Below are 23,915 nucleotides of genomic sequence, written 5' to 3'. Positions count from 1 at the left end.
TCTAGCGCGGAACTCATCGTGGAGCGGGTGGTAGCACCTAATGAAGACTCCGAATACATTAGCGCAAACCAACCTCGTTATCGGAAATATCATTTGCAATAACGAGGCGGACCATACATTTTTATGGCTCATTCAATCCCAGTTAGGATTATTTGGCGGCAGCCAGTGCAGCGTTTTTATCCCGCGCCGCAATAAATCCATAAAAGATATAACCGAACAAGGTCACAAGCGTGCCGTAAAATACTGCATCTTGACCACAAGCATAGACGCCATACATGCTATAAACCACGGCTAAGGTACCAATGATGGCGGCATTGAAGTATTCACTGCGGCTCACTTTATTTTCACGCAAAATGATTTCCAAGGCGGTCAATGACAAGATATAAGGCACCATATTGATGAATACCGCTAAGTTTAAGAGCACGTTAAACTGTTTCACTAAGCTAGGTGAAATAGTCATTACCGCTAAACCTAACTCCAAGACCAGCATGATCAACATCCCTTTAATGGGGGCGTTATCTTTAGTGACATCGGCGAAGATTTTAGGAAACAGGCGAATATCTGCTGCGGCTTTAGAAACTTGAGCGTTAGTAAACTGCCAGCCTAACAGCGAACCAATACAAGCAACCACAGCCAACCCAGTCACTATTTTACCGACCGTGTCGTTAAACATATAAGAATACACTAATCCAAATGGCGCATTCGAAGTGGCCAACACCTCATTTGGCACGATACCTTGAATGACCGAGGTGGACGCGATATAGACGATGGCGGTAAAGCTGGTGGCCAATAAGCAAGCTAATGGCACGTTGCGCTTGGGATTGTCAACGGCGCCAGAGTTAGCCCCTGCAGACTCGATCCCCAAGAAAGCCCATAAGGTTAATGCGATACCTGAAGAGATTGCATCACCAGTGCCTAAATGATGGGGATTCCATGCGGCAGAAAAGACGCTAGGATCGAACCAGAACCAGCCAAAGATAGATAAGCCAACCACAGGCAAAATAATCCCCCACACGGTGAAGGTAGAGATTTGGCCGGTGATTTTAGGTCCCTTAAAGTTGGCAAACATGGTGATCATTAGGATCGTAATGACACCGATAAAGGTGTGAATTGGACCTGTTTTTAACCATGGGATAAAGGGTTCAAGGTAACCTACCGCGGAGACGGCAATGGCAACTGCGCTTATCACTAAGCAGACATAATAAGTGTAAGAGGCGATAAAGAATGACGACTTACCATGGGCTTCGGCAGAGTATGCTGACATGCCACCATCTTTATTGCAGTACATACCGCATTTGGCAAATGCATAAGCAATACACATAGCGCCTACGGCCGTGACTAACCAAGAGAGCAATGAGATCCCCCCAGTTTGTGCCAAACTTGCCGGAAGCATAATAATCCCTGACCCCATCATATTAACCGTTACTATGGTTGTCAGGCCTATTAGGCCCATTTTATTTGACTCTGACGCCATAACGTTTCTCCCAAGTCATACGAAATAATAAAATATAAAATCATGATGAAAATAATCGGTGAGCAAAGTGCGTTATTTATTGTGGCTAGTCATCACTCTGCATGAATAGAAAATATTGGCTATAGATAAATAGTGGCTGTATTTGACTGGAATTCATGTTGGCTATCAATAAAAAACACAGGATATTAAGGCATGTTAATCTTATGGTCATGGCACCATAATAAATATTATTTTTTAACGCTGAGATATATTAATTAACCATGGTTAATTATCAGGAAACTGTTGTGTAACTCATTGATATTTAAAAGCTGAAAATATCCGCCTCAACTTAAGTTGTTGAAATTAATGGATTTAAAAATATTTGTTTAAAATATCAATTTGCCCTAGATTGTAGCCATATTACGAACGGATAATCGACTAAATATTTACTGGTAGTGATTAGTTAGTCAATTATCATTTCTGTGTTTATTCATATTTAAAAATCCAATATATATTTTAATTAGTATCATTACGTCGGAGCGTTATATGAGTGGTTACGGCAAAAAATATACCAGCTTAATTTTAGAGGAATCGCCAAAAGAAGGCGTGGTTGGTCACGCTATTTCTCGGTTAGTTGAAGAATTAAAAAATAGTGGCGCCGATGTTATTATTGCCACGAGTTATGATGATTGTTATTCGATTTTAAATGCCAACACTGCCGTCGATTGTTTAATGCTGACATCGATCATGAGCGGTTCTCAGGCCGAAGAAAATACGCGTTTCTTTACTTTGATTGAAAAGCTAAAGCGCCGCCAAGAAAGTGTGCCAGTGTTCCTATTAGCTGAGCGTAAAAAAATCACCTTAACGGTTAACCGTGAACTGATGTCACGGGTCGATGAATTTGCTTGGATCTTGGAAGACACCGCTGATTTTATTGCAGGTCGGGCATTAGCTGCCATGCAGCGCTATCGTGAACGCCAGTTGCCACCATTAATGTCGGCGTTAATGAAGTACGACGATGTTCATGAATATTCATGGGCGGCTCCTGGTCACCAAGGGGGAGTTGGCTTTACCAAAACTCCCGCAGGTCAGCGTTTTTATAGTTACTACGGTGAAGGGCTGTTCCGTACGGATATGGGGATTGAGCGTGGAAATTTAGGCTCGTTGCTTGATCATACCGGTTCATTTGGCGACAGTGAAAAGTATGCGGCTCGTGTGTTTGGTGCCGATCGCTCTTATTCGTTAGTGACAGGTACGTCTGGCTCTAACCGTACTATCATGCAAGCCTGTATGAACGAGGATGATTTGGTGATTGTGGACCGTAATTGCCATAAGTCGATTGAGCAAGGCATCATGTTAACCGGTGCACGACCTGTGTATATGGTTCCTACTCGCAATCGTTATGGCATCATTGGCCCCATCTTCCCAAGCCAAATGACCGCCGCCGCCTTAAAAAGTAACGCTAAGCACAGTGAGTTAACCAAAGATTTTGCTGAGCAAAAACCAGTATATTCAGTATTAACCAACTGTACTTATGACGGTTTATGCTACAACGCTAAACGTGCTCAAGATATTTTGGCCGACAGTTGCGACCGGATCCACTTTGATGAAGCGTGGTTTGGTTATGCCCGTTTCAACCCCATTTATGCTGACCATTTTGCGATGCGCGGTGAGCCTGAAGCCGACTATCAGGGCCCAACCGTGTTTGCGACTCACTCGACTCACAAGTTGTTAAATGCCTTGTCTCAAGCCTCATGGTTACATGTGCGCAATGGTAAAAATGCCATTGATCATCAGAGATTTAATCAGTCTTATATGATGCATGCGACCACATCGCCTCTGTATGCAATTAGCGCTTCCAATGATATTGCCGTCTCGCAAATGGAAGGTAATCGCGGGGTATCGTTGACGACGGAAGTTATTCGTGAAGCCGTCGATTTCCGTCAGGCCATGGCTAAGCTACACAAGGAATACCAAAGCGATAATGATTGGTTCTTCAAACCATGGAATGCCGAAGTCGTTGTCGACCCTGCCACAGCACAGAGCTACGCTTTTGAAGATGCCCCTGCGGAACTCTTGGTGACCAACCAAGATTGCTGGATCATGCATCCACAAGATCAGTGGCATGGATTTGCAGATATGCCAGAGGATTGGTGTATGTTAGATCCCATTAAGGTGTCTATCTTGTCTCCTGGCATGGGTGATGATGGCCAGTTACTGGGCAGTGGTGTGCCTGCCGCACTAGTGACTCAGTATCTCGGTCGCTTTGGTATTGTGCCTACTCGTACGACCGACTTCCAAGTCATGTTCTTGTTCTCCATGGGGATTACTAAAGGCAAATGGGCGACGCTGGTCAACACCTTGTTGTCATTCAAGAAGCACTATGATGCCAATACCCCGTTAAACGAAGTGTTACCAGATCTTGCCAATGGTCACCCTGCGGTTTATGGGGATATGGGGCTGAAGGATTTAGGGGATAAGATGTTCGCTTACCTCAAGCAGCATAACCCCTCAGAAAAGCTCAATGCAGCCTACTCTAACCTGCCAGAAGCCATGATGACACCCAGAGCAGCATTCCAAGCCATTGTGGCTAACAATGTGGAGATGGTGCCATCGAATGAATTGGTCGGTCGTATCTCGGCTAACGCAGTGATCCCTTATCCACCTGGGATCCCTATGCTGATGTCAGGTGAAAACTTTGGTGATGAAACCAGCCCTCAGATCAATTATCTGAAGAGTTTAGAGGTGTGGGATAAAGAGTTCCCAGGCTTTGAGCATGAAACGGAAGGGACTGAAGTCGAAAACGGTATTTATCATGTGATGTGTATTAAGCAGTAATGAGATAATGACGGAAAAAGGTCGCTGCGGCGGCTTTTTTTTTTGGGGTTGGCGAAAATGGCTATTCATGGCTTTACTTACTATTTGAGTCGTGACTGAGAATACCAATATGGACAGTAAAGATATTCATCAAGGCATGCCTTGTTGGAGTGAGCTTGCCGCTCAAGACTGGGCCGAAGCTAAACAATTTTATCAAGCGTTCATGGGCTGGAAAATGGCAGATATGCCGCTGCCTGAAGGCGCCTACACTATGATCTCGCTCGAGGATGTCGATATCGGCGCCCTTTACCCCGTCGAAGATGATCCCTGCAGCCCAATGTTGGGCTGGTGCATATATTTTGCCGTTAATGATATCCATGCCAGCTTAATGGCGGTGCAAGCGGCCGGCGGCGAAGTGCGGCTCGGTCCGCATCAGGTCGGGCAGGCGGGTTTTATGGCGCAGGTAGCCGATCCTGAAGGGGCGGTATTTTGCTTATGGCAAGCCAATGAACACCAAGGCGCTCCCTTTGGCGGGGGTAACCATCATTTATGCTGGGTCGAATTAGCGTGTCAGGATGCCGATAGTTGTCAGCATTTTTATCAGCAAGTGCTCGGCTGGCAGTGCCGAACTTTGCCTATCAATGGTATGGATTACCGAGAATGCTCGGTGGCAGAAACCCCGGTGGCTGGCATATTAGAAATGACCAGTGACTGGGGCGATATGCCCAGTCACTGGATGCTATATTTTCAAGTGGCTGATTGCGATGATAGTGCAAATTTGGCTTTATCGCTCGGTGCCAAGACATGTGTGCCGCCGACCGATATTGCCAATGTTGGCCGTTTTAGCGTGATCAACGATCCCCAAGGTGCCACCTTTTCGATTATCGCATTAGAAGCGACAAACGCAGACGCCGCCGATAAGGATCAGTGATAACCAGGATCATCGATAGTAAATTGGGCTGGGCAGGATCCGGGGTTAATGGGATCTGCCTGCGACAGTAAGCTTGATAATGATCCATTATCCAACGCTTTTGGCAGGCTGATAAGTATTTCTACCAGCATGCCACCTTGACACTGTAGGCTCACTTTATTGGCGGCAGTGCTGCCAAAATCCTCCATAAATGCCTGCATAAACTGCTTGCGACTCATGGTCTTACCCAGATGGTCGCTAAGTGTCTGGCGCACTAAGTGGGAATCGTTGACTGCCTGGGTTAAACGGATGGCCTGCGCAAAATAGCCCTCGGCGCCGTCATCGGTACAGCTGCCATGCTTCCAGTATTCATGGCGTTGTAAACATGTACCAAACTGAGCGCTGGGCATTAATGCTTCTAACTGCTGGCGAGTGGGCGCTGACAAGTGTAGGGCGGGATAATCACAAAAACTTTTTGGCTTAGTCGCTACCGAACCGCAATAGCCGTAGTTAATGCCACAGCCTTGTTTATTGGGCCAAAGACCATGCAGGCTAAACTCCCGATGCGCCGGCAAGCTGGCATCAAAGAGCATGGCTTTGCACTCGGCTTTTTTGCGGCCCTTAAGTTGGCAAAAGGCGTTTTGCCAACTTAAGGCTAATCGATGTGAATCATATTGCTCAGCAGTCGAGCAGGAGTGAGCGTCATTTTTTTGGGGGCTAATGTGTGTGGGCTGGCCACTTATCTTGCCACAACTGGCCTTGACCCAGCGTTGCGGTGACTGTGATGCCGCGGTGCGTAATCTATACCAGCTGGGGTTGTCACGATTGCCTAAAAATTCAATCACCGCATACTCTTGTCCCACCTGAGTGTAATGCTCACCTGGATTGGTTTGTTTATTCTTTGATTGAAACAAGGGGCAGGCGTCAGTCGCCATAAACTGAGCTTGCAGCGGTGCAGCACTCGCCGCCATTGGCGCGGTAAGTAACCATAAGACTATCAAAGGGAAGCGAAGAGCACTCATGATGATTGAGATAAAAACCGTGGCTATTGTTAGGGATACGCCAGCTTAGCATTGCTTGGCATCAAGGCAAAATCAGCCCATAAAAAAGCGGGGGCTAGGCCCCCGACTGTCGGTGTTGTTAAGTGGATTGGGTTAATTTACGGCCGTAGATCAACAGATACAAGGCCGGCAGCACAAAGAGAGATAGTAGGGGGGCGGTGACCATGCCACCGACCATGGGCGCGGCGATTTTTTGCATGACTTCATTACCGCTGCCGGCGCCCCACATAATCGGCAACAAGCCGAAAAAGATGGTGGCTACCGTCATCGCTTTAGGGCGAATACGCATCACCGCGCCTTCCATCAGTGCCGCTTTGAGATCATTGACTGTGTGATAATGACCCGAGGCTTGTTGTTGCTTGATGGCATTATTTAAGTACACCAACATCACCACCCCAAACTCGGCGGCCACCCCCGCGAGGGCTATCATACCTACCGCGACGGCAACTGACATGTTGAAGTCCAATAAGTATAATAACCAACTGCTGCCGACTAAAGCCAATGGCAAACTCAACATAATCATGCTGGCTTGCACGCTCGAGCCGAAGGTCATCATTAATAGAATAAAGATTACCGCTAACGTCATGGGGACCACTTGCTTGAGCTTGGCGTCCACACGCTGCATGTATTCATATTGGCCAGCAAATGCATAACTATAGCGCGGAGGAACTTCAAGTTGGCTATCGAGCGCCAGCTTGGCATTGTCAATGTACTCTCCAATCGACACCCCTTTGATATCAACAAATACCCAAGAAATTAAGCGTCCGTTCTCGCTTTTGAGCATAGGGGCGCCATCGCTGATACTAATGTCGGCTAAATTGCCAAGCGGCAGATAATGTCCGCTCTTAGTGACCACGGGCAGATCTTGGAGTTTTTGGAGGTTATCGCGCAATTCTCGCGGGTATCTCAGGTTAATAGGATAACGCTCGGCCCCTTGAATGGATTCGCCAATTTTCATGCCGCCGATGGCATAACGCACCACGTCCTGAATATCGGTTAAGGTCATGCCATAGCGCGCTGCGACCTCGAGTTTCGGGCTAATATCAAGATAGCGGCCGCCGCTCACACGTTCGGCATACGCCGATTGGGTGCCAGGGACTTGACTTAGAATCGCTTCAATATCGGCGCCGATATTTTGCAAGGTGCTAACATCAGCGCCAGTGATCTTAATACCAACTGGTGTCTTAATCCCGGTCGATAACATATCAATGCGGGTCTTAATCGGCTGCACCCAGGCATTGGTCATCCCCGGTACTTTGACCGTCGCTTGCAATTGTTCAATGATATCGGCCAGTTCAATGCCTGCGCGCCATTGCTCTTTGGGCTTGAGCATAATGGTGGTTTCTAGCATGGTTAATGGGGCTGGGTCGGTGGCTGTTTCGGCGCGACCGACTTTACCAAACACCCTAGCCACTTCCGGCACCGTCTTAATCAGTCGGTCGGTTTGCTGTAAAATTTCGGCCGCTTTACCGGCACTAATCCCCGGCAGTGTGGTTGGCATATACAGCAAATCGCCTTCTTCAAGCTCAGGCATAAACTCTTTGCCCATATGGGATAAAGGGTAGGCGGCGCTAAGCAGGGCCACAACAGCGACGACCAAGGTGGTCTTGGGGAAGTTAAGCACGGCACTTAACGCTGGGCGATACAAGGCAATCAGCCCGCGGCTTATCGGATTGCTACGCTCGCTCGGAATTTTACCGCGAATAAAGTAGCCCATTAACACCGGCACTAAGGTAATCGATAAAATGGCTGCCGCAGCCATGGCAAAGGTTTTGGTGTAGGCCAGTGGCGCGAAAAGACGACCTTCTTGAGCCTCAAGAGTAAAGACAGGTAAAAAGCTTAAGGTAATAATTAATAATGAGAAAAATAAGGCTGGCCCCACTTCAATCGAGGCTTCGGTCACTAACTGCCAATGCTCAGTTGGGTTTGGGCGTCTTTGGTGCTGTTGTTCAAACTGTTCGAGATGCTTGTGCATATTCTCAATCATCACAATCGCACCATCGACCACCGCACCAATCGCAATGGCAATGCCACCAAGACTCATGATATTGGCGTTGACGCCCATGGCATTCATCACCACAAACGCGATTAATATGGCCAGCGGCAGGGTGATCACCGCGACTAAGGTTGAGCGTGCATGCAGTAAAAACAGCAGACACACTAAGCCCACCACCAACATCTCTTCGATGACCTTATTGAATAAGTTATCGACTGAGTTGAGGATCAGTCCCGAACGATCATAAGTGGGAACGATGTCAACGCCCTCGGGCAGTCCAGATTTGAGCTGGGCTAATTTGGCTTTGACTGCTTCTATGGTGGCTAGCGCATTCTCGCCATAGCGCATGACGATAATGCCACCCACGACTTCGCCTTCACCGTCGAGCTCGGCAATACCGCGGCGTGAGGCTGGGCCTTTGCGAATATTGGCCACATCTTTGAGCAATAATGGGGTACCGCTTGGGCTGGCTTTACCGAGGGGAATATTGGCAAAATCATCGATACTCTGGCGATAGCCTTGAGCTCTGACCATATATTCGGCTTCCGCCATTTCCACCACCGAGCCGCCGACCTCGCTGTTCGCCTTATCAATGGCTTGCTTAATGCTAGAAATATCGAGTTGATATACCGCTAATTTTTCTGGTTGCAACACCACCTGATAAGTCTGCTCCATGCCGCCGACGGTGGCGACTTCTGACACCCCTTGCACACTTTGCAGTTCCAGTTTCATATACCAGTCTTGCAAGGATTTCAGTTGCGACAAATCGAGCGCTCCAGAGCGGTCAACCAAGGCGTATTCATAGATCCAGCCAACACCAGAGGCATCGGGGCCGAGTGTGGGCTGCACGCCATTGGGTAAGCGATTACTGACTTGACTTAAGTACTCTAATACGCGCGATCGCGCCCAGTAAATGTCGGTGCCATCTTCAAAGATCACATAAACATAGGAGTCGCCAAAAAACGAATAACCACGCACGGTTTTGGCACCAGGCACAGCCAACATGGCACTCGATAACGGATACGTCACCTGATCTTCCACCAGTTGGGGCGCTTGGCCTGGGTAGCTGGTTTTAATAATCACTTGAACATCCGAGAGATCCGGCAAGGCATCTAATGGAGTTTTTCGTAACTGATCTATGCCAAACACAGTGATCATGATAGCCACAATCAGCACCATCAATCGCTGGCGTAAGCAGGCGTGGATGATTTTCTCTAGCATAATGACGCTCCTAGTGCTGATGACCTTGGCTTAAGCGCAAGATACTGCCTTTTAAGCTGGCTTCTGAATCCAATAAGAACTGTCCTGAGGTCACCACCATGTCACCATCGTTGAGGCCTGAAATAATCTCGCTCTTGCCCTGCGTCTGCATGCCGAGGGTGACATCTTTAGCCACAAAGCTATTGTCATCGAGTTTGACGATGACGCGATTGTGTTTACCGGTTTGGATCAATGCTTCGCTTGGCACATAGAGCGCCTCGCGTTTGGCGCCGCCAAAGAAGGCGACATTGGCCAGCGTTTTAGGCCGTAATTCCGTGTCGAGGTTATCGAGCTCAATCCTGACTCTGAGGCTGCGAGTTACGGGATCTAATTCAGGGTAGATATAGTCGACGCGCCCCTTAATATCACTGATGTTGAGCGCTGGGATACTGACTTCGGCTTCTTGGCCCAATGCCAGCCAAGATTGTTCGTTTTCAAAGACATCGGCTATGACCCACACCTTAGAGAGATCCACTAATGAGATGATTTCGGTTTGAGGTTGTATATACATGCCATCGCGAATATTTAGCGCCTTAACCACCCCTTCTTTTTTGGCGTAAAATGGGACTCTAAACTGAGTTTCCTTGGTGCTGGCTAAGCGTTTAATTTGCGCGCTGGTGAGCCCGAGTAGCTCCAGGCGCATGCCAGCGTTTCGTACCAGCTGCTGATAGTTTTTATTGTTACTATTTTGGCCTAAGGTTTCCATTGCCAACAGGTAATCGTTTTGCGCATTAATGAGCTCAGGGGAGTAGAGCTCATATAGCAGCTCACCTTTGCTGATATGATCGCCTGCCGCCTCAATGTTGAGCTTTTCCACCCAGCCACTGACGCGTGGATGAATATGCTCAATTTGGCTTTCGTCATAATCAACCGAGCCGACGGTACGCACATATTTCCACAAGGTTCCGCGCGTTGCTGGCGCGACCCTGATGGCCAGAGCTTGCTGCATATTGCCGGACACATTCACTTCAATGTCGCTGGCATTGCTAGCCATGTTGATCGGTTCTAAGTCCATACCGCAAATCGGACAACTGCCTTGATCATCACTGATAATATGCGGGTGCATCGGGCACACATATTTGACCTTAGCTTGATTGTTGCTGGTTAAGGGTTTGAGTTCCTGAATCGGGGCCAGCATTGTGGCAGCTTGGCTTGCAGGCGTCGACGAGTGTTGATGTTCTGCACTGGCCTCTTCTTCCTCATCCTTGACTAAAAACATCTTACAAATTGGGCAGCGTCCAGGTTGATCGCTGGTTTCCTGCGGATGCATAGGGCAATAATAATGGCCTTGATGATTTTCGTGAGCCGTGATGCTGACTTGTTCAGTGGCAGGGGATTGCGCCACGGCCAGCGCACTAGGAGCCGCCAAGCCAATGCCGGCACTCAGGCCCAAACCGAGTAATAATTGTGTGGTGCTTGCGTTTAATTTTTTCATGGTAATTCCTCACTCCGCCCAGAGCATTAACCGTGATGCTGATGTTTATGCGACTTAGTCGACTGCTGCGGCTCTAGATCCATGCCGCATTTGGGGCAGCTATCGCCTTTGGTGCCAGTGACTTCTGGGTGCATCGGGCAGTCATAGTGGGTTGCCGCCTTGACGGGTTCTAAGTCCATGCCGCATTTGGGGCAGCTATCGCCTTTAGTGCCAGTGACTTCGGGGTGCATTGGGCAGTCGTATGCCGCGCCATGGTGACCGTGCTTAGCTTGCGGGCATTTGTCGCAATTTTTCTTGCTTGGGCAAGCAGACTTGCCGCTCTTAGCGGCAGGCTCTAAGTCCATGCCGCATTTAGGGCCGCTATCGCCTTTAGTGCCAGTGACTTCGGGGTGCATTGGGCAGTCGTATGCCGCGCCATGGTGACCGTGCTTAGCTTGCGGGCATTTATCGCAGTTTTTCTTGTTTGGGCAAGCAGACTTACTACTTTTAGCCGCCGGCTCTAAGTCCATGCCGCATTTAGGACAACTATCGCCTTTTACCCCGGTGACTTCAGGGTGCATCGGGCAGTCATATGACTGATGTTGAGTCGAGTGAGGGTGCTCGGCAGCAACTGCAGACGGCAAGGAAACGGCAAAGAAAAACGCCAGCAATACAACTTTGGCAACTGATAACATAGTAAAGCTCCATCTATGAGGTAGCCGCATTTCGCCATGACACCGATTGAGGTGTGTCTACAGGCGTGGGCTGAATTTTTTTATTAGGGTAATCTTGTTTGCGTAAAGCAAACCTAGCAGGACTCAGACTATAGGAGGTCTAAGTTCAGTGGGCAGTGCTAGCGAGTGGAGTGAGGGGATAATGGTCGTCAACTTCCCTGAGCCGGCTCTGGAGGTGGGCCATACATGTACATCCAATAAGGTGCCTGCGACAGAGATACTGAGGCAGTGATTACAATCGGATATGCAGGTATCGACGCCATCGCAACAGGATTGATTTTCCAAGTGACTGGCATCATTAGGACAACAAGAGTCACTAATCGCCATGCTTGGGCAATGGGCTTCAAGGGATTGACTATAATCCATAGCAGCATCGGCAGGCATCGCCATTACCTGACCATTGAACGCCATGCTTTGCACTAACAGCGCTAGCATAGTTATCAAGATCAATAATGTATGACGTGATGCAACCAAAATGATGACTCCTAATGAATTCCTTGCAAGTCTAACATAAGTAAAACAATTTGAGGCGAGACATCTCACAAAAGCGTCGCAATTTTTATAGACAGCGATAAGGCGAGAAGGTTGCACCATCAGTCACGGATTATTGGGTCATGGGCCAATGCCGCCATAATTTGCAGCAATAGATAAGCGCAACTCTTTAGCAAAACCTTGGGCTCGCCAGTTGTTATTCCATGGTGGTCGCGTTATTGTGTGAAAAATAACCGGCAAGGTTGTGAATTCAGAAACAAATGAGCAGCTTAGTGAGATGACGATCCCATTTTTACGATTTTAGTTATCTAATTGTGCGATTTTTGGTTCGGAATCAAACTTCTTAAAGTTAAATGAACATAAAATAGAAATATAGATAATTAAAATCCTAACATTGGAGACCGGTGATGAACTTGCGTGCATTATTAAAACCTAGCGCAAAATACTCAATCCTTGCCTTATTAGTGGTCGGTATTGTGATTGGCGCTGTTGGCTTTTTTGCCACCCAACAAACACTGCATGCAACTAGTACAGATGCGTTCTGTATGACTTGTCACGCAGGCCATTCATTACAAGATGAAGTACTGGCGTCACCCCATGGCGACAATAGTGCCGGTATCGTGGTTCAGTGTCAGCAATGTCACATCCCCCAAGAGCCGTTTGCTTATCTGACGAAGAAGATTGTGGTATCAAAAGACATCATTGGTTACTTAACCATTGATGGTTTTGAAACCCAAGAGTGGTTGGAAACCAATCGTAAGCAACAAGCAGAACTGACGCGTGATTACTTACGTTCTATCGATTCTTCTACTTGTCAAAACTGTCATAACCGCATTTATGAAGATCCAGCGCCTAGCATGAAGAAGATGGCAGTTAGAATGCATGAGATGAACTTCAAGAAAGCGCCAGAAGACAGAAAGACCTGTATCGATTGTCACAAAGGCGTAGCTCACCCTTATCCAAAAGGATAACGTTGAGACTAGTGCATAAAAAAAACCCACTGCGAGCGGGTTTTTTTATGGCTAATGTCAGGCAGGCTTATTGCTGGAGTTTGCGGTGATATTGCAACAGGGCAAACGCGCCAAACACAAGGACTTGGCCATAATCGGCTAGGCTTAAAGATAGCCGTGACCCTAGGCTGAAATGCAGAATGGCCACTTGGGCTAGATGCATCGCGGCGGTGGCCATTAACAAACCGAGAAGCACGACGCCAATCATGCCGGCGAAAGGATGCAGGGCATTGGCTATCATCACGGCCCATCCGATTAATGTGACCAGTTTGCCGAGGTTGATGGCTGCTGACATCCGCTACTCCTCGGTGACACGAAAGAGGCGATAGCTAACTTGTCCAGCTTGCTTATGTTTAAGCTCTTGCCAACTAGAAGGTAAGGCCAGCGAGGTTAACTCAGACTCGGTTTCTAAATATACCAACGCTTGATCATTGAGCCACGATGCTTGCTGTAATCGCTCGATGCAAGCTGCGGCAAGTCCTTGGCGAAATGGGGGGTCAATAAACACAATATCGAAGCCTAACGCTGGGCTCGGATCATTTTTGCCGGCCGTCATCTGCGGTGCCTGCTTAAGGAGTTGTAAACTATCCCCGTGGATAACATCCGCCTGCTGGCATTTTAAGGTGACAAGATTAGCCTGTAATTGCTTCGCCGCCTGAGCCTGTAACTCAAACACCCGAGCATAGGATGCGTAACGCGATAGTGCTTCCAGCGCCAAGGCGCCACTGCCACCAAAACAATCGAGCACTCGGCTATCGGTCAATTCGGCCGCCAACCAGTTAAATAAGGTTTCGCGGACTCTATCCGTGGTTGGCCTCAACCCCGCCAAATCTTGGATCGGAAGCTTGCGCGAACGCCACTGACCCGCGATGATCCGCACTTGTCCGCTACCGCCTGGTTGCTTGCTGCTGGCACTTTTTGGTATGGATGTGCCTTTGCTCGCAGATCTGTTCTTGGCCATAGAGCCCCTGTGATTTTGCCTGAAGAAAGAAAGTGGTAGACTATGCCACCTTTAATACAGTGATTTTACCTTAAGTTGGCTGTGTCGGGGGAGTCTTTCGCTTAAGCGGATGCGCACAATTGCACTCAGTCAGACTAAATATGAATCCAGGCATGCCGTTGCAGGCGTGCCAATAGAACTCAAATTCAATGGCTGATTTGGTCAGCCACATAATCAATTACAGGTGTCGGTAGCATTTATGGCTAAGAAAGGTTTTTTTTCCTGGTTCCGCAAAGACAAGTCTCAGGACGAGGCGTTAGCTGCTGAGGCAGAAGCTCAATTAAAGGCGCAAGCCGCAGCTGAGGCGCAAGCACAAGCCGAAGCCGCACAATTTGCCGCAGAAGAGACTGCCAAGAAAGACGCTGCCAAACTAGAAGCCGAGGCCGCTGCGGCACAGTTAGCTGCAGAAGAAGCTGCCAAATTAGAAGTTGAAGCTGCTGCCGCAAAATTAGCAGAAGAGACTGCCAAGCAAGCCGCCGAGGCTGCTGCCGCGCAATTGGCTGCAGAAGAAGCTGCCAAATTAGAAGTTGAAGCTGCTGCCGCAAAATTAGCAGAAGAGACTGCCAAGCAAGCCGCCGAGGCTGCTGCCGCGCAATTGGCTGCAGAAGAAGCCGCCAAACTAGAAGCCGAAGCTGCTGCCGCGCAATTGGCTGCAGAAGAAGCCGCCAAACTAGAAGCCGAGGCTACTGCCGCGCAATTGGCTGCAGAAGAAGCCGCCAAACTAGAAGCTGAAGCTACTGCCGCGCAATTGGCTGCAGAAGAAGCCGCCATACTAGAAGCCGAAGCTGCTGCCGCGCAATTGGCTGCAGAAGAAGCTGCCAAACTAGAAGCCGAAGCTGCTGCCGCGCAATTGGCTGCAGAAGTAGCTGCAAAAGACAGTCAACCCGAACCTCAGCAAAAGCCCGCTAAAGAAGGCTTATTTGCGCGCTTAAAGCGTGGTTTGATGCGCACCAGTGAAAATATTGGTAGCGGTTTTATTGGCTTATTTCGCGGTAAAAAGATCGATGACGATCTGTTTGAAGAACTTGAAGAACAATTATTGATTGCCGATGTGGGTGTTGAAACCACCACTAAACTGATCAATAACCTCACCGACCATGCGAGCCGCAAGCAGCTTAAAGATGCAGAAGCCTTGTATGAGTTACTTCGCAAAGAGTTGCACAACACCATTGAGCCTGTCGCTATTCCGTTAGTCCCAGAAAATGCCGAGGGGCCATTTGTGATCTTAATGGTCGGCGTCAATGGTGTGGGTAAAACCACCACGATTGGCAAGTTAGCAAAGCAGTATCAAAATGAAGGTAAATCTGTAATGCTGGCAGCGGGAGATACGTTTAGAGCCGCGGCAGTTGAACAGTTGCAAGTGTGGGGTCAACGTAACAATATTCCAGTGATCGCCCAGCATACTGGCGCCGATAGCGCGTCGGTGTTGTTCGATGCGTTACAAGCGGCAAAAGCGCGCAAAGTGGATGTACTGATTGCCGATACGGCCGGTCGCTTGCAGAATAAGAGTCACTTGATGGAGGAGCTGAAGAAGGTGGTGCGAGTGATGAAAAAGCTCGACATCGAGGCTCCCCATGAAATTATGCTGACCTTAGATGCGAGCACGGGTCAAAATGCGATTAGTCAGGCGCAACTGTTCCAAGACGCTGTTGGTGTCACCGGCATCAGCATTACTAAGCTCGATGGCACGGCCAAAGGCGGCGTTATTTTTGCGATTGCCGACAAATTTGGTATTCCTATCCGCTACATTGGTGTGGGTGAGCAGATAGATGATCTGCGTCAGTTTAATGCCAACGATTTTATTGAAGCTTTATTCAACCAAGACGGTGACAAGGCTTAAGGACCAAGCATGATACGATTTGAGCAGGTAACTAAGGTCTATTCTGGCGGCCATAAAGCATTGAATGATGTCAGTTTTCATCTTAAAAAAGGTGAAATGGCCTTCTTGACTGGCCACAGTGGTGCCGGCAAAAGTACCTTGCTTAAATTGATCTCTGTGATTGAACGCGCCAGTGCCGGCCGCGTGATGATTAATGGCCATGATATTGCCGGTATTAAGCGTGGTGATGTTCCCTATCTGCGTCGGGATATCGGCATGATCTTCCAGAACCATCACCTACTGATGGATAGAAGCGTGTTTGATAATGTCGCCCTGCCACTGGTGATTGAAGGATTCTCCATTGGCGAGATCCGTAAGCGTGTCGATGGTGCGCTCGATATGGTCGGCCTTTATGGTAAAGATAAGCATAATCCGGTGATGTTATCAGGCGGCGAACAGCAACGAGTGGGGATCGCTCGGGCGATTGTCAATAAGCCACCTTTGTTGTTGGCTGATGAGCCCACCGGTAACTTGGATCCTAAATTATCCATGGATATCTTGCGTTTATTTGAGACCTTTAATGCTGCCGGGACGAGCGTATTGATTGCGACCCACGATTTAGGCTTAATTGCACGGATGAAATACCGGACCTTAACCTTAAAACAGGGGCAGATGTTAGGTGCTCAAGAGCTTTCACAGGCCTAATTAACAACGGGATGTTGCATGTCTTCACAGGTGTCATTGAGTCGCAGTAAATTACCCATTAGCGGCCGCATTATCATGTTTTTTGTGCGCCATATTCAGCAAGCGATGGCGAGTTTAGGGGAATTGTGGCGTAACCCAGTGTCATCACTAATGACCATGGCGGTGTTGGGGGTGAGCTTAAGTTTACCGGCGGCATTGCAGGTATTGGTGAAGAATGCCGAAACCGTCACTGAGTCCTGGGGCAGCGCGGCCGAGATCTCATTGTTTATTGATGAAGGTCGCAGTGAGCAATCCATCCAGAATTTAATGACTCGGATCCAAGTCTACCCCGAAGTCAGCGAGCTCCGTTACATTAGCCGCGCCCAAGCCTTAGAAGAGTTCAAACTCATGTCGGGCTTTGGCGAGGCGCTCGATTACCTCGACAGCAATCCGCTGCCGGCGGTGGTCTTAGTGACTCCAAGTCATATGTACTCCAGTGCCGCTGGTGCGCGCGAGTTGTTAGATAAGCTTCAACAAGAGCCTGAAGTCAGTTTTGGCCGGTTAGATATCGAGTGGCTCGAACGCTTGCAAGCCGTGGTTAACCTACTGCAGAAAACCGTATTGGCGATTGCGGCATTATTAGTGCTGGCGGTAGTCTTGGTGATAGGCAATACCATTCGCTTAGCCATCATGGCGCGTCGTGCCGAAATCGAGGTGATGAAGCTGGTGGGCGCTACCGAAGCCTTTATTCAGCGCCCCTTCTTATATACCGGCATTTGGTATGGGGTGATTGGCGGCATCTTGGCGTGGTTGATTATTAATATTTTGGTGCTGTACTTGGATTCTGCACTGGCAGAATTGCTTGGCCTTTATCAATCGAGCCTAGAGATGCAAACCTTGTCGTTTACTGAGTTGCTGCAATTAATGATGTTGGCCTCTTTTCTGGGCTGGTTGGGTTCATATTTTTCCGTACGCCAGCATTTACGCAATATCGAACCGACCTAACGGTGAACTTTTGTTCACTTGTTTGAGATAAGAAATGGGGCACAATAGGCAGCTATTCTTGTTCAACCTTTCGCATGCAATTGTGCCATTGGGTTGACAGCGAGCGTCGGATATCCGATAGTTCGTCAGGTTGTCGCTCAATCTTGAGTGATAACCACCCCATATAAACCTCGTTAGTCTATGGTTTATTTAAGTTTTAGGAGCGTGAATGACAATGAAATCTTCCTCTATGGCGCTAATGGTTCCCCTGAATAGTGGCAGTCTTGAGGCTTATGTTCACTCAGTTAACAGCACTGCAATGCTGGATGCTGAAACTGAATATGAGCTGGCTAAGCGTCTGCAACAAACGGGTGATCTCCAAGCGGCTAAGCAGCTGATTATGTCGCATTTGCGTTTTGTGGTGCATGTTGCTCGTGGCTATGCCGGTTACGGTTTACCCCAAGCCGATCTTATTCAAGAGGGCAACATAGGTCTGATGAAGGCCGTGAAGCGTTTCGATCCCGATGTCGGTGTACGCTTGGTGTCGTTTGCTGTGCATTGGATTAAAGCCGAAATCCATGAATACGTGTTGAAAAACTGGCGAATTGTGAAAGTTGCCACCACCAAAGCGCAACGTAAGTTATTCTTCAATTTGCGTAAAGCCAAAACCCGTTTAGGTTGGTTTAGCGATGAAGAAGTGAGCATGGTGGCAGAAAATCTTGGTGTCAGTAAGTCTGATGTGACCGAGATGGAGTCGCGGATGGCGGCCCAAGATCCCGCCTTTGATTTAGCCAGCGATAATGATGATGAACAAGATTATGCCCCAGTGCATTTCTTAGAAGATCACTCTTCTGACATCGCTGCGCAAGTGGAAAACGACAATTGGGAAAACGATGCCCAATCGCGTTTATTGGCGGCGATTAAAACCTTGGATGAACGGAGCCAGCATATTTTACAAGCGCGCTGGTTAGATGAAGACAACAAGATCACCCTGCAAGAGTTAGCGGCAGAATATCAAGTGTCGGCAGAGCGAATTCGCCAGCTTGAGAAAAACGCCATGAATAAGCTAAAACTGCAAATGTCGATTTAAGCGCCATCTTGGTGTGACACCTAATGAAAAGCCTGCATCAGCAGGCTTTTTTTGTGGTTGTTAGCGCTTATTTGATCGCGGCGATCACTTGTTGGCGATTGACCTTAATGCCTGTTTGTTGCACCGTTGTCGGCCACTCATAATAATGGCGTGGCCGTTTAAATCGGGCGATATTAGCGGTTAGCTTAGCATCCAGCTCATTGGGGCTCAGGCGTGTAGCGCTCGCCCAACGAATAATGGCGGCGGGTAAATGGCCAAACTCGACATCGGGCTCGGCAAATACGATGGCCGCCTCAATTTCAGCCAGCGCGGTTAACTGGGCTTCAATCTCTTCTGGATGGACATTCTCACCGCCACAAATAAACATATTGTCGACCCGACCTGTTATCTGCAGTTGACCATCCTCGCTCCAATGACCGCAATCGGCGGTGCAAAACCAGCCGTGTTGATCGACTGGCAGTGCTATTCCTTGGGCAGTTAAATACCCCAAGCACAAGGTTGGCCCTTTCACCCAGATCACGCCCTCACGGATCGTTAATTGCCGCTGAGGCAGCAAGCGCCCCGACAAGCCTTGAGTATTGGCCACGCCGGTACAAATTTGCGAGCTCATTTCGGTCATGCCATAGCTACAATAGGCATTGAGTTGGCGCGCAACTAGCTCAGTTTGGAGTGACTTTGACACTGAGCCACCACCGAGTAATACGGCTTTTAGGCTGCTTAGTTGGCATTGCTGCTCGAGCAAGCGCTGTAATTGGGTGGGGACAAGCGACAGGTGCGTTACCTGTGCAATTTGGCTAGCTAAGCTGTGTTGTGGGTCAATTAACTGCACGCAGGCGCCAGCCAGAGCGCAGCGATTAATGATAGCCAAGCCTCCGATATGAAACAGTGGCAGAGATAACCCCCAGCAGTCGCCGGCATTCAACGGGATCATGTGCACCGCCCCTTGGGCGCTGTGAATATGATTCGCTAAGCTGTGGACGGCGGCCTTGGGGCTGCCACTGGAGCCAGAGGTAAAGATAATATTGGCCGGTTTATTTTCATCAATATTGGGCGCCGGCATCGCCAGTTGGCCACTAAACTCTGGCGCGATTAGACTGGCCTCAATGCCGGGCAACGGCTGTTGGCTATAGAGATGATCTATGCCTAAACGCCCTAATAATTGATTTGCTTGTGCCAGTGGGAATCGTGGCGAAATCGGCACAAATAAAATGGACTCATCAATGCAGGCCCAATATAACATCATCATTTCGAGACTGTTGTGGCTAATCACCGCTAAGCGACTGCCCGGCCCTAAGCCCATCTGTCGCAATGAGTGCCCGAGGGCGAGCACCCGCGCACTGAGTTGCCGATAGCTCAGGTTAAGATCGGCGCTACTGACAGCCAGTAAATTAGGGTGTTGCTCGGCGGTGTGGTGCAAGGGTGAGATCATAGGGTTACCCGTTGGCCCAAGGTGAGTACTGGCGTAAGATCGGCGAGCGTTAAGCAAGGCTTAGCGGCGCTAGCGACCAGTAAGTCATGGCTAAATGGCCTTAATGTGTCGACCCCTGGCGCGTCATCTGGCGTTAATTGGGCACTGAGGTCAATTAAATCATGGATCCCCAAAGATGACTCCAGCGCAGAGCTGAGGACGCAGCGCACACCATCTTGTGCCGCGCTGTTAATCATAGTCTGCAACCGCGCCAGATCGCCAATCAGCATAGGTTTTAATACCAGCGCGCTTAGCCCAGCGTATGCTTGATAGTGGTAATTGGGTTGGCATAGGGTTTCATCCAAAGCAAAACCAATGCCCGTGGCTTGATAGACGGTTTGGCTATCGATGGGGTGAGCGCAAGGTTCTTCAATATAATCGATACTGCCATGGGGCAAGCTGGCGCAAAAGTCGATGGCATCTGCCAGCGAATATTGCTGATTAGCATCCAGTCGTAAGCGCAGATGCGGCCGTCGCGCCAGCACTTGATAAATTAATGCTAAATCTTGTGGCCAAGGGCGATGGCCGACCTTAATTTTGAGAAAGTGCCCTGAATAGTGCGCCAAGAATTGGGTCAATCTTTCTTGGACATCAGCGTCGCTCTCGTCGGGTAAACCATAGAATAAGCCGATGCTTTCGGGGGCGATTCTGGCGGGTTGCAGTAGGCCGCTGAGCTTGGCATGCGCGAGACTCAAGCCATAATCTAGGCTAGGATATTGACCGCCAACCTTGTCCAATAAGTTATCGGTTGCTTGATGTAATAGCGTGGGCAATAGTTGCTGGAGCTGCTCTTCTACCTCGGCCAGAGTCTCTCGGCTAAAGCCGCTAAGAGGCTGCTGCTGTTCATCGAGGCCCGATAATGGGGCTATCTCTACCGACGTAGAGGCCGTGGCCGTGGCGAGGTGTAACACCAATCCCTGGCGCTGATCGATGCGCTGGCTCGCCACGGGCAAACTGGGGTGTAATGCAATTTGGTAACGAAATAAGCCAATATATTCCAGCGTCATCGAATTAGCTTCCTTGATAAATATGAGTGAGTACCTTGTGAGCCAGTGCGCGGGGCGCGGCCTGGTGAATATTGTGACCAGCATGGCTAATGAGGTGACATGTCGGGCCCGCCGATTGTTGCCATTGCTGAGCTAAGGCGAGAAACTTGGCGTCATCACTACCGGCATAAAAGTGACAGTCGAGCGAGGCGGGCACTGCTCGCATATTTTGCTGTAGCCCAAGCGAGGTGCTGCAATAACAATGGTGTAGGGCCGCGGCGTCATTCTGACTCCGCTTGGCTATTAATGCTTGGCGCTGGGCAGTGGATAAATCAGTAAATACCGCTTGCTGGTACCAAGCCGCTAAAAAATCGGCTAACGGCTGACTCAATAATTGCTGCGCCCATAGGTGATCCGCCGCCAGTCGGGTTGCGCGCTCATCTGCGCTCAATAGGCCGGGATGGCAAGATTCTAAGTGCAAAGACAGAAGCGCATGCGGGGCGCGCTTGGCGATGTGCAAGGCGACGCGCCCACCAAGTGAGTAACCTTGCAAATGGAAACGTTCAATTCCCAATTGCGCTAACAGGGTCAAAATCAGTTCGGCGCAGGGCATCAACCCTGGGGTTGGGAGCGAGACCGCGCGGCTGCCCCCATGCCCGGGTAAGTCGATACAAATGCAATAGCATTGGTGACTGAGGTAGCCAACATAGTCTTGCCAATCTGCGGCACTGCCTAGAAATCCGTGCAGCAATACCAAAGGCGGCAACGATTTATCCCCATGGCACTGCCAATGCAGGCTATCTGAGATTAGCATGGGCTATGCCGAATAAGCTGGCCAAGGGCGGCAATTTGGTTACTGGCTTGTTCTGGTGCCACAAACACTTCAATCACCGACGCCCCAGGGTGCAGTTGCGCTTGAGCGAGTGCGTGGGTAAAGGCATTAAGATCAAGAACTTTGTGGTATGGCAGGCTAAACATCTGGCTCACCCCGGCAAAGCTCAAGCCGTGACTCAAACGATAATACTGCTGGCGTAATGCCTCGTTAGGAACAGGTAAAAGATTAAAGATATTTCCGCCGTCATTATTCAGGATCACTATCACTAACGGCTCGGATACCTGCTTGGCTAACGCCATTGAATTGAGATCGTGCAATTGAGATAAATCACCGATCAGCAAGCCGGTGATGCCTGGGCTCGCCATCGCAATGCCGCAGGCCGTCGCCAGTAAGCCATCGATACCTGAGGCACCACGATTGGTATAGACAGGCAAAGGGGTGTCGCGACAACGGGCATACATATCAAATAAACGCACCGGTAAACTGTTACCAATGAAGAGTTGGTTTAAGTCTCCATGAGCACTGAAATGGCGTACGACTTGGGCTTCGCCGAATTCCCCTTGGTCGATATGCTCAAGCAATCGCTGCTCTAGCTGTTGCTGGTAAGTCTCCAGCGCCGCGGCCCAATTGTTATGGGGAGAGGGTCCCCAACCTTGTTGGCATAGACTCGTCAATGAACAGTGCAGTACTAATTTCGACTGATGGCTGGGATCGAGCCGTTGCTGAGTCGGCAGCACTTGCCAATAGGCATGCCATGGTTGTTCGGCTAAATATTGAATTAAGCGTTTTGACAATAAGCGGCCACCAAACACCAATACATGTTCAGCCTGTTGCAGCAGGGCGCTAGCTTGGGGGTGCTGTAATAACTGATCAATGTGATGCACAGTGTCATGGTCTTGACGTAATTGACTTTGGGCATCCACCAACAAGGGCCAACCTAGCTGTTTTGCCAGTGCCAGTAGTTGTTGCGGCTGCTGCTGTGGACTTAAGGTGCCAGCCACGATCACCCCTTTGGCGTGACTGAATTCGGCGATTTGCTGGGCACTCGGCAGGGCGTTGGCCTGCCAGCTAGGGTGTTGGCAATAGGGCTGAGATGAGTGATGCCAAGCGCTTACCCCTTGGAGATAGTCACCAACGACTTGGGTGCTGACTTCCTTTGGGTACAAGGGTTCGCGATACATGCAGTTGATGTGCAAGGGCTGTTGTAGGTTGCTGACCGCCTCATCGATTTGGGTCAATAACGCGTGCGGCGGAATTTGCCAATCTGGGGTTGGCAGGTTTATTGGCCGGGCATAGCCCGCGAAAATGCCGGCTTGCACTATGGCTTGATTGGCGCCGCAGTCTAATAATTCAGGGGGTCTGTCGCCTGACAGTACAATCAAAGGCACTTGAGTTAACCATGCTTCGACGATGGCGGGGTATAAGTTGGCGACGGCGGTGCCTGAGGTGGTGATGATAGCGACGGGCGCCCGACTGGCTTTGGCTAAGCCTAAGGCTAAAAAACCGAGACCACGTTCATCAAAGTGCAGATGCTGTTTTAGCTTATCTTGGTTGGCCGCGGCCAATGTTAACGGGGTTGACCGTGAGCCCGGCGCCATACACACATGCTTGACGCCAAGCCGAGCAAGCTCGTCGAGGATCATTGAGCCCCATAACAGGTTGAGTTCGGCTGTGTGTTGAATTTGCATGGCGTGACAATCCTGAATCGCGAGAACAAAAGGCCAATTATCTGAGATTTACCTTAGATAATCAAAACCCAGAGTGTAACCTGAAACGCGAGGTTACGCCTACGATACGGCGCCGGTTTCGGTTTTTTGGGTGACAAAAAAGTGTCGGCTGGATTTTAGATATTTAAAATTATAAAAACGTCAATTTCATGTCAAAACCAAGCTGCTTATCACA

The 23,915-nt window shown here is 49.2% G+C and carries 19 protein-coding genes; 7 read left to right on the top strand and 12 right to left on the bottom strand.

Annotated elements, in window-relative coordinates; translation table 11 throughout:
* Positions 1-148: 148 nt before the first annotated feature.
* Positions 149-1,474 (bottom strand): putrescine-ornithine antiporter, encoded by a 1,326-nt coding sequence (gene potE / locus KU855_RS11785; RefSeq protein WP_218530486.1) that lies wholly within the window; start codon positions 1,472-1,474, stop codon positions 149-151.
* A 525-nt stretch (positions 1,475-1,999) separates the two neighbouring features.
* Between potE and adiA the strand changes: the two genes are divergently transcribed.
* A complete protein-coding gene (gene adiA / locus KU855_RS11780) occupies positions 2,000-4,291 on the top strand; it encodes an arginine decarboxylase (RefSeq protein ID WP_218530485.1) in 2,292 nt (763 codons plus the stop codon).
* Between the two features lie 91 nt (positions 4,292-4,382).
* Positions 4,383-5,201: a VOC family protein gene (locus KU855_RS11775; protein ID WP_371316357.1), complete on the top strand. Its 819-nt coding sequence runs from the start codon at positions 4,383-4,385 to the stop codon at positions 5,199-5,201.
* Here KU855_RS11775 and KU855_RS11770 read toward each other — a convergent pair.
* The 5 genes from KU855_RS11770 to KU855_RS11750 all read right to left on the bottom strand — a co-directional run bounded on the left by KU855_RS11770 (position 5,195) and on the right by KU855_RS11750 (position 12,080).
* Positions 5,195-6,202, bottom strand: a complete 1,008-nt coding sequence (locus KU855_RS11770; RefSeq protein WP_218530484.1) for a ribonuclease T — start codon at positions 6,200-6,202, stop codon at positions 5,195-5,197. The two genes, KU855_RS11775 and KU855_RS11770, sit on opposite strands and share 7 nt — an antisense overlap.
* A 118-nt stretch (positions 6,203-6,320) precedes the next feature.
* Positions 6,321-9,458 carry an efflux RND transporter permease subunit gene (locus tag KU855_RS11765; RefSeq protein WP_218530483.1) on the bottom strand — a complete coding sequence of 1,046 codons (3,138 nt, stop codon included), beginning with the start codon at positions 9,456-9,458 and terminating at the stop codon, positions 6,321-6,323.
* A 10-nt stretch (positions 9,459-9,468) separates the two neighbouring features.
* A complete protein-coding gene (locus tag KU855_RS11760) occupies positions 9,469-10,932 on the bottom strand; it encodes an efflux RND transporter periplasmic adaptor subunit (protein WP_218530482.1) in 1,464 nt (487 codons plus the stop codon).
* 26 nt (positions 10,933-10,958) lie between these two features.
* Positions 10,959-11,606, bottom strand: a complete 648-nt coding sequence (locus KU855_RS11755; protein ID WP_218530481.1) for a heavy metal-binding domain-containing protein — start codon at positions 11,604-11,606, stop codon at positions 10,959-10,961.
* A gap of 123 nt (positions 11,607-11,729) precedes the next feature.
* Complete coding sequence (locus KU855_RS11750) at positions 11,730-12,080, bottom strand: hypothetical protein (RefSeq protein WP_218530480.1); 351 nt, start codon at positions 12,078-12,080, stop codon at positions 11,730-11,732.
* Between the two features lie 464 nt (positions 12,081-12,544).
* Here KU855_RS11750 and KU855_RS11745 point away from each other — a divergent pair, with 464 nt between their 5' ends.
* On the top strand, positions 12,545-13,108 hold the full coding sequence (locus KU855_RS11745; RefSeq protein ID WP_218530479.1) for a NapC/NirT family cytochrome c: 564 nt from the start codon (positions 12,545-12,547) through the stop codon (positions 13,106-13,108).
* 67 nt (positions 13,109-13,175) lie between these two features.
* On the opposite strand, the gene KU855_RS11740 is transcribed toward KU855_RS11745, so the two are convergent.
* Positions 13,176-13,442 (bottom strand): DUF1145 domain-containing protein, encoded by a 267-nt coding sequence (locus KU855_RS11740; protein WP_218530478.1) that lies wholly within the window; start codon positions 13,440-13,442, stop codon positions 13,176-13,178.
* 3 nt (positions 13,443-13,445) lie between these two features.
* Complete coding sequence (rsmD, locus tag KU855_RS11735) at positions 13,446-14,108, bottom strand: 16S rRNA (guanine(966)-N(2))-methyltransferase RsmD (RefSeq protein ID WP_218530477.1); 663 nt, start codon at positions 14,106-14,108, stop codon at positions 13,446-13,448.
* Positions 14,109-14,346: 238 nt separating this feature from the next.
* On the opposite strand from rsmD, the gene ftsY reads away from it, so the two are divergent.
* From ftsY to rpoH, 4 genes are all read left to right on the top strand, one after another.
* Entirely contained in the window at positions 14,347-15,987 is a 1,641-nt protein-coding gene (gene ftsY / locus KU855_RS11730; protein ID WP_218530476.1) for a signal recognition particle-docking protein FtsY, read from the top strand.
* Between the two features lie 9 nt (positions 15,988-15,996).
* On the top strand, positions 15,997-16,671 hold the full coding sequence (gene ftsE, locus KU855_RS11725; RefSeq protein ID WP_218530475.1) for a cell division ATP-binding protein FtsE: 675 nt from the start codon (positions 15,997-15,999) through the stop codon (positions 16,669-16,671).
* 18 nt (positions 16,672-16,689) lie between these two features.
* Positions 16,690-17,655, top strand: coding sequence for a permease-like cell division protein FtsX (gene ftsX / locus KU855_RS11720; RefSeq protein WP_218530474.1), 966 nt, complete (start codon positions 16,690-16,692; stop codon positions 17,653-17,655).
* A 208-nt stretch (positions 17,656-17,863) separates the two neighbouring features.
* Positions 17,864-18,724, top strand: coding sequence for an RNA polymerase sigma factor RpoH (gene rpoH, locus KU855_RS11715; protein ID WP_218530473.1), 861 nt, complete (start codon positions 17,864-17,866; stop codon positions 18,722-18,724).
* A 67-nt stretch (positions 18,725-18,791) separates the two neighbouring features.
* On the opposite strand, the gene menE is transcribed toward rpoH, so the two are convergent.
* From menE to menD, 4 genes are read right to left on the bottom strand one after another with little or no spacing between them, the layout of a single operon-like run.
* Entirely contained in the window at positions 18,792-20,153 is a 1,362-nt protein-coding gene (menE, locus tag KU855_RS11710) for an o-succinylbenzoate--CoA ligase (protein WP_218530472.1), read from the bottom strand.
* Positions 20,150-21,199: an o-succinylbenzoate synthase gene (gene menC / locus KU855_RS11705; RefSeq protein WP_218530471.1), complete on the bottom strand. Its 1,050-nt coding sequence runs from the start codon at positions 21,197-21,199 to the stop codon at positions 20,150-20,152. Before menC ends, menE begins: the two co-directional genes overlap by 4 nt.
* A gap of 4 nt (positions 21,200-21,203) precedes the next feature.
* A complete protein-coding gene (gene menH, locus KU855_RS11700) occupies positions 21,204-21,992 on the bottom strand; it encodes a 2-succinyl-6-hydroxy-2,4-cyclohexadiene-1-carboxylate synthase (RefSeq protein ID WP_218530470.1) in 789 nt (262 codons plus the stop codon).
* Complete coding sequence (gene menD, locus KU855_RS11695) at positions 21,986-23,701, bottom strand: 2-succinyl-5-enolpyruvyl-6-hydroxy-3-cyclohexene-1-carboxylic-acid synthase (RefSeq protein ID WP_218530469.1); 1,716 nt, start codon at positions 23,699-23,701, stop codon at positions 21,986-21,988. Before menD ends, menH begins: the two co-directional genes overlap by 7 nt.
* Positions 23,702-23,915: the final 214 nt, after the last annotated feature.

The organism is Shewanella sp. NIFS-20-20 (genome assembly GCF_019209865.1).
Classification (GTDB): Bacteria; Pseudomonadota; Gammaproteobacteria; order Enterobacterales; family Shewanellaceae; genus Shewanella.
Note: the sequence above shows the minus strand (reverse complement) of the source record. Positions and strands in the feature narration are given on the sequence as shown.

What these genes read in the sequence shown, in the direction of transcription:
- KU855_RS11745 (WP_218530479.1), top strand. Translation starts at nt 12,545, where the DNA reads ATGAACTTGCGTGCATTATTAAAACCTAGCGCAAAATACTCAATCCTT.
- KU855_RS11765 (WP_218530483.1), bottom strand. Translation starts at nt 9,458, where the DNA reads ATGCTAGAGAAAATCATCCACGCCTGCTTACGCCAGCGATTGATGGTG.
- menE (WP_218530472.1), bottom strand. Translation starts at nt 20,153, where the DNA reads ATGATCTCACCCTTGCACCACACCGCCGAGCAACACCCTAATTTACTG.
- KU855_RS11740 (WP_218530478.1), bottom strand. Translation starts at nt 13,442, where the DNA reads ATGTCAGCAGCCATCAACCTCGGCAAACTGGTCACATTAATCGGATGG.
- KU855_RS11770 (WP_218530484.1), bottom strand. Translation starts at nt 6,202, where the DNA reads ATGAGTGCTCTTCGCTTCCCTTTGATAGTCTTATGGTTACTTACCGCG.
- ftsE (WP_218530475.1), top strand. Translation starts at nt 15,997, where the DNA reads ATGATACGATTTGAGCAGGTAACTAAGGTCTATTCTGGCGGCCATAAA.
- KU855_RS11750 (WP_218530480.1), bottom strand. Translation starts at nt 12,080, where the DNA reads ATGCTAGCGCTGTTAGTGCAAAGCATGGCGTTCAATGGTCAGGTAATG.
- potE (WP_218530486.1), bottom strand. Translation starts at nt 1,474, where the DNA reads ATGGCGTCAGAGTCAAATAAAATGGGCCTAATAGGCCTGACAACCATA.
- menD (WP_218530469.1), bottom strand. Translation starts at nt 23,701, where the DNA reads ATGCAAATTCAACACACAGCCGAACTCAACCTGTTATGGGGCTCAATG.
- rpoH (WP_218530473.1), top strand. Translation starts at nt 17,864, where the DNA reads ATGACAATGAAATCTTCCTCTATGGCGCTAATGGTTCCCCTGAATAGT.
- ftsY (WP_218530476.1), top strand. Translation starts at nt 14,347, where the DNA reads ATGGCTAAGAAAGGTTTTTTTTCCTGGTTCCGCAAAGACAAGTCTCAG.
- KU855_RS11755 (WP_218530481.1), bottom strand. Translation starts at nt 11,606, where the DNA reads ATGTTATCAGTTGCCAAAGTTGTATTGCTGGCGTTTTTCTTTGCCGTT.
- rsmD (WP_218530477.1), bottom strand. Translation starts at nt 14,108, where the DNA reads ATGGCCAAGAACAGATCTGCGAGCAAAGGCACATCCATACCAAAAAGT.
- menC (WP_218530471.1), bottom strand. Translation starts at nt 21,199, where the DNA reads ATGACGCTGGAATATATTGGCTTATTTCGTTACCAAATTGCATTACAC.
- ftsX (WP_218530474.1), top strand. Translation starts at nt 16,690, where the DNA reads ATGTCTTCACAGGTGTCATTGAGTCGCAGTAAATTACCCATTAGCGGC.
- KU855_RS11760 (WP_218530482.1), bottom strand. Translation starts at nt 10,932, where the DNA reads ATGAAAAAATTAAACGCAAGCACCACACAATTATTACTCGGTTTGGGC.
- adiA (WP_218530485.1), top strand. Translation starts at nt 2,000, where the DNA reads ATGAGTGGTTACGGCAAAAAATATACCAGCTTAATTTTAGAGGAATCG.
- menH (WP_218530470.1), bottom strand. Translation starts at nt 21,992, where the DNA reads ATGCTAATCTCAGATAGCCTGCATTGGCAGTGCCATGGGGATAAATCG.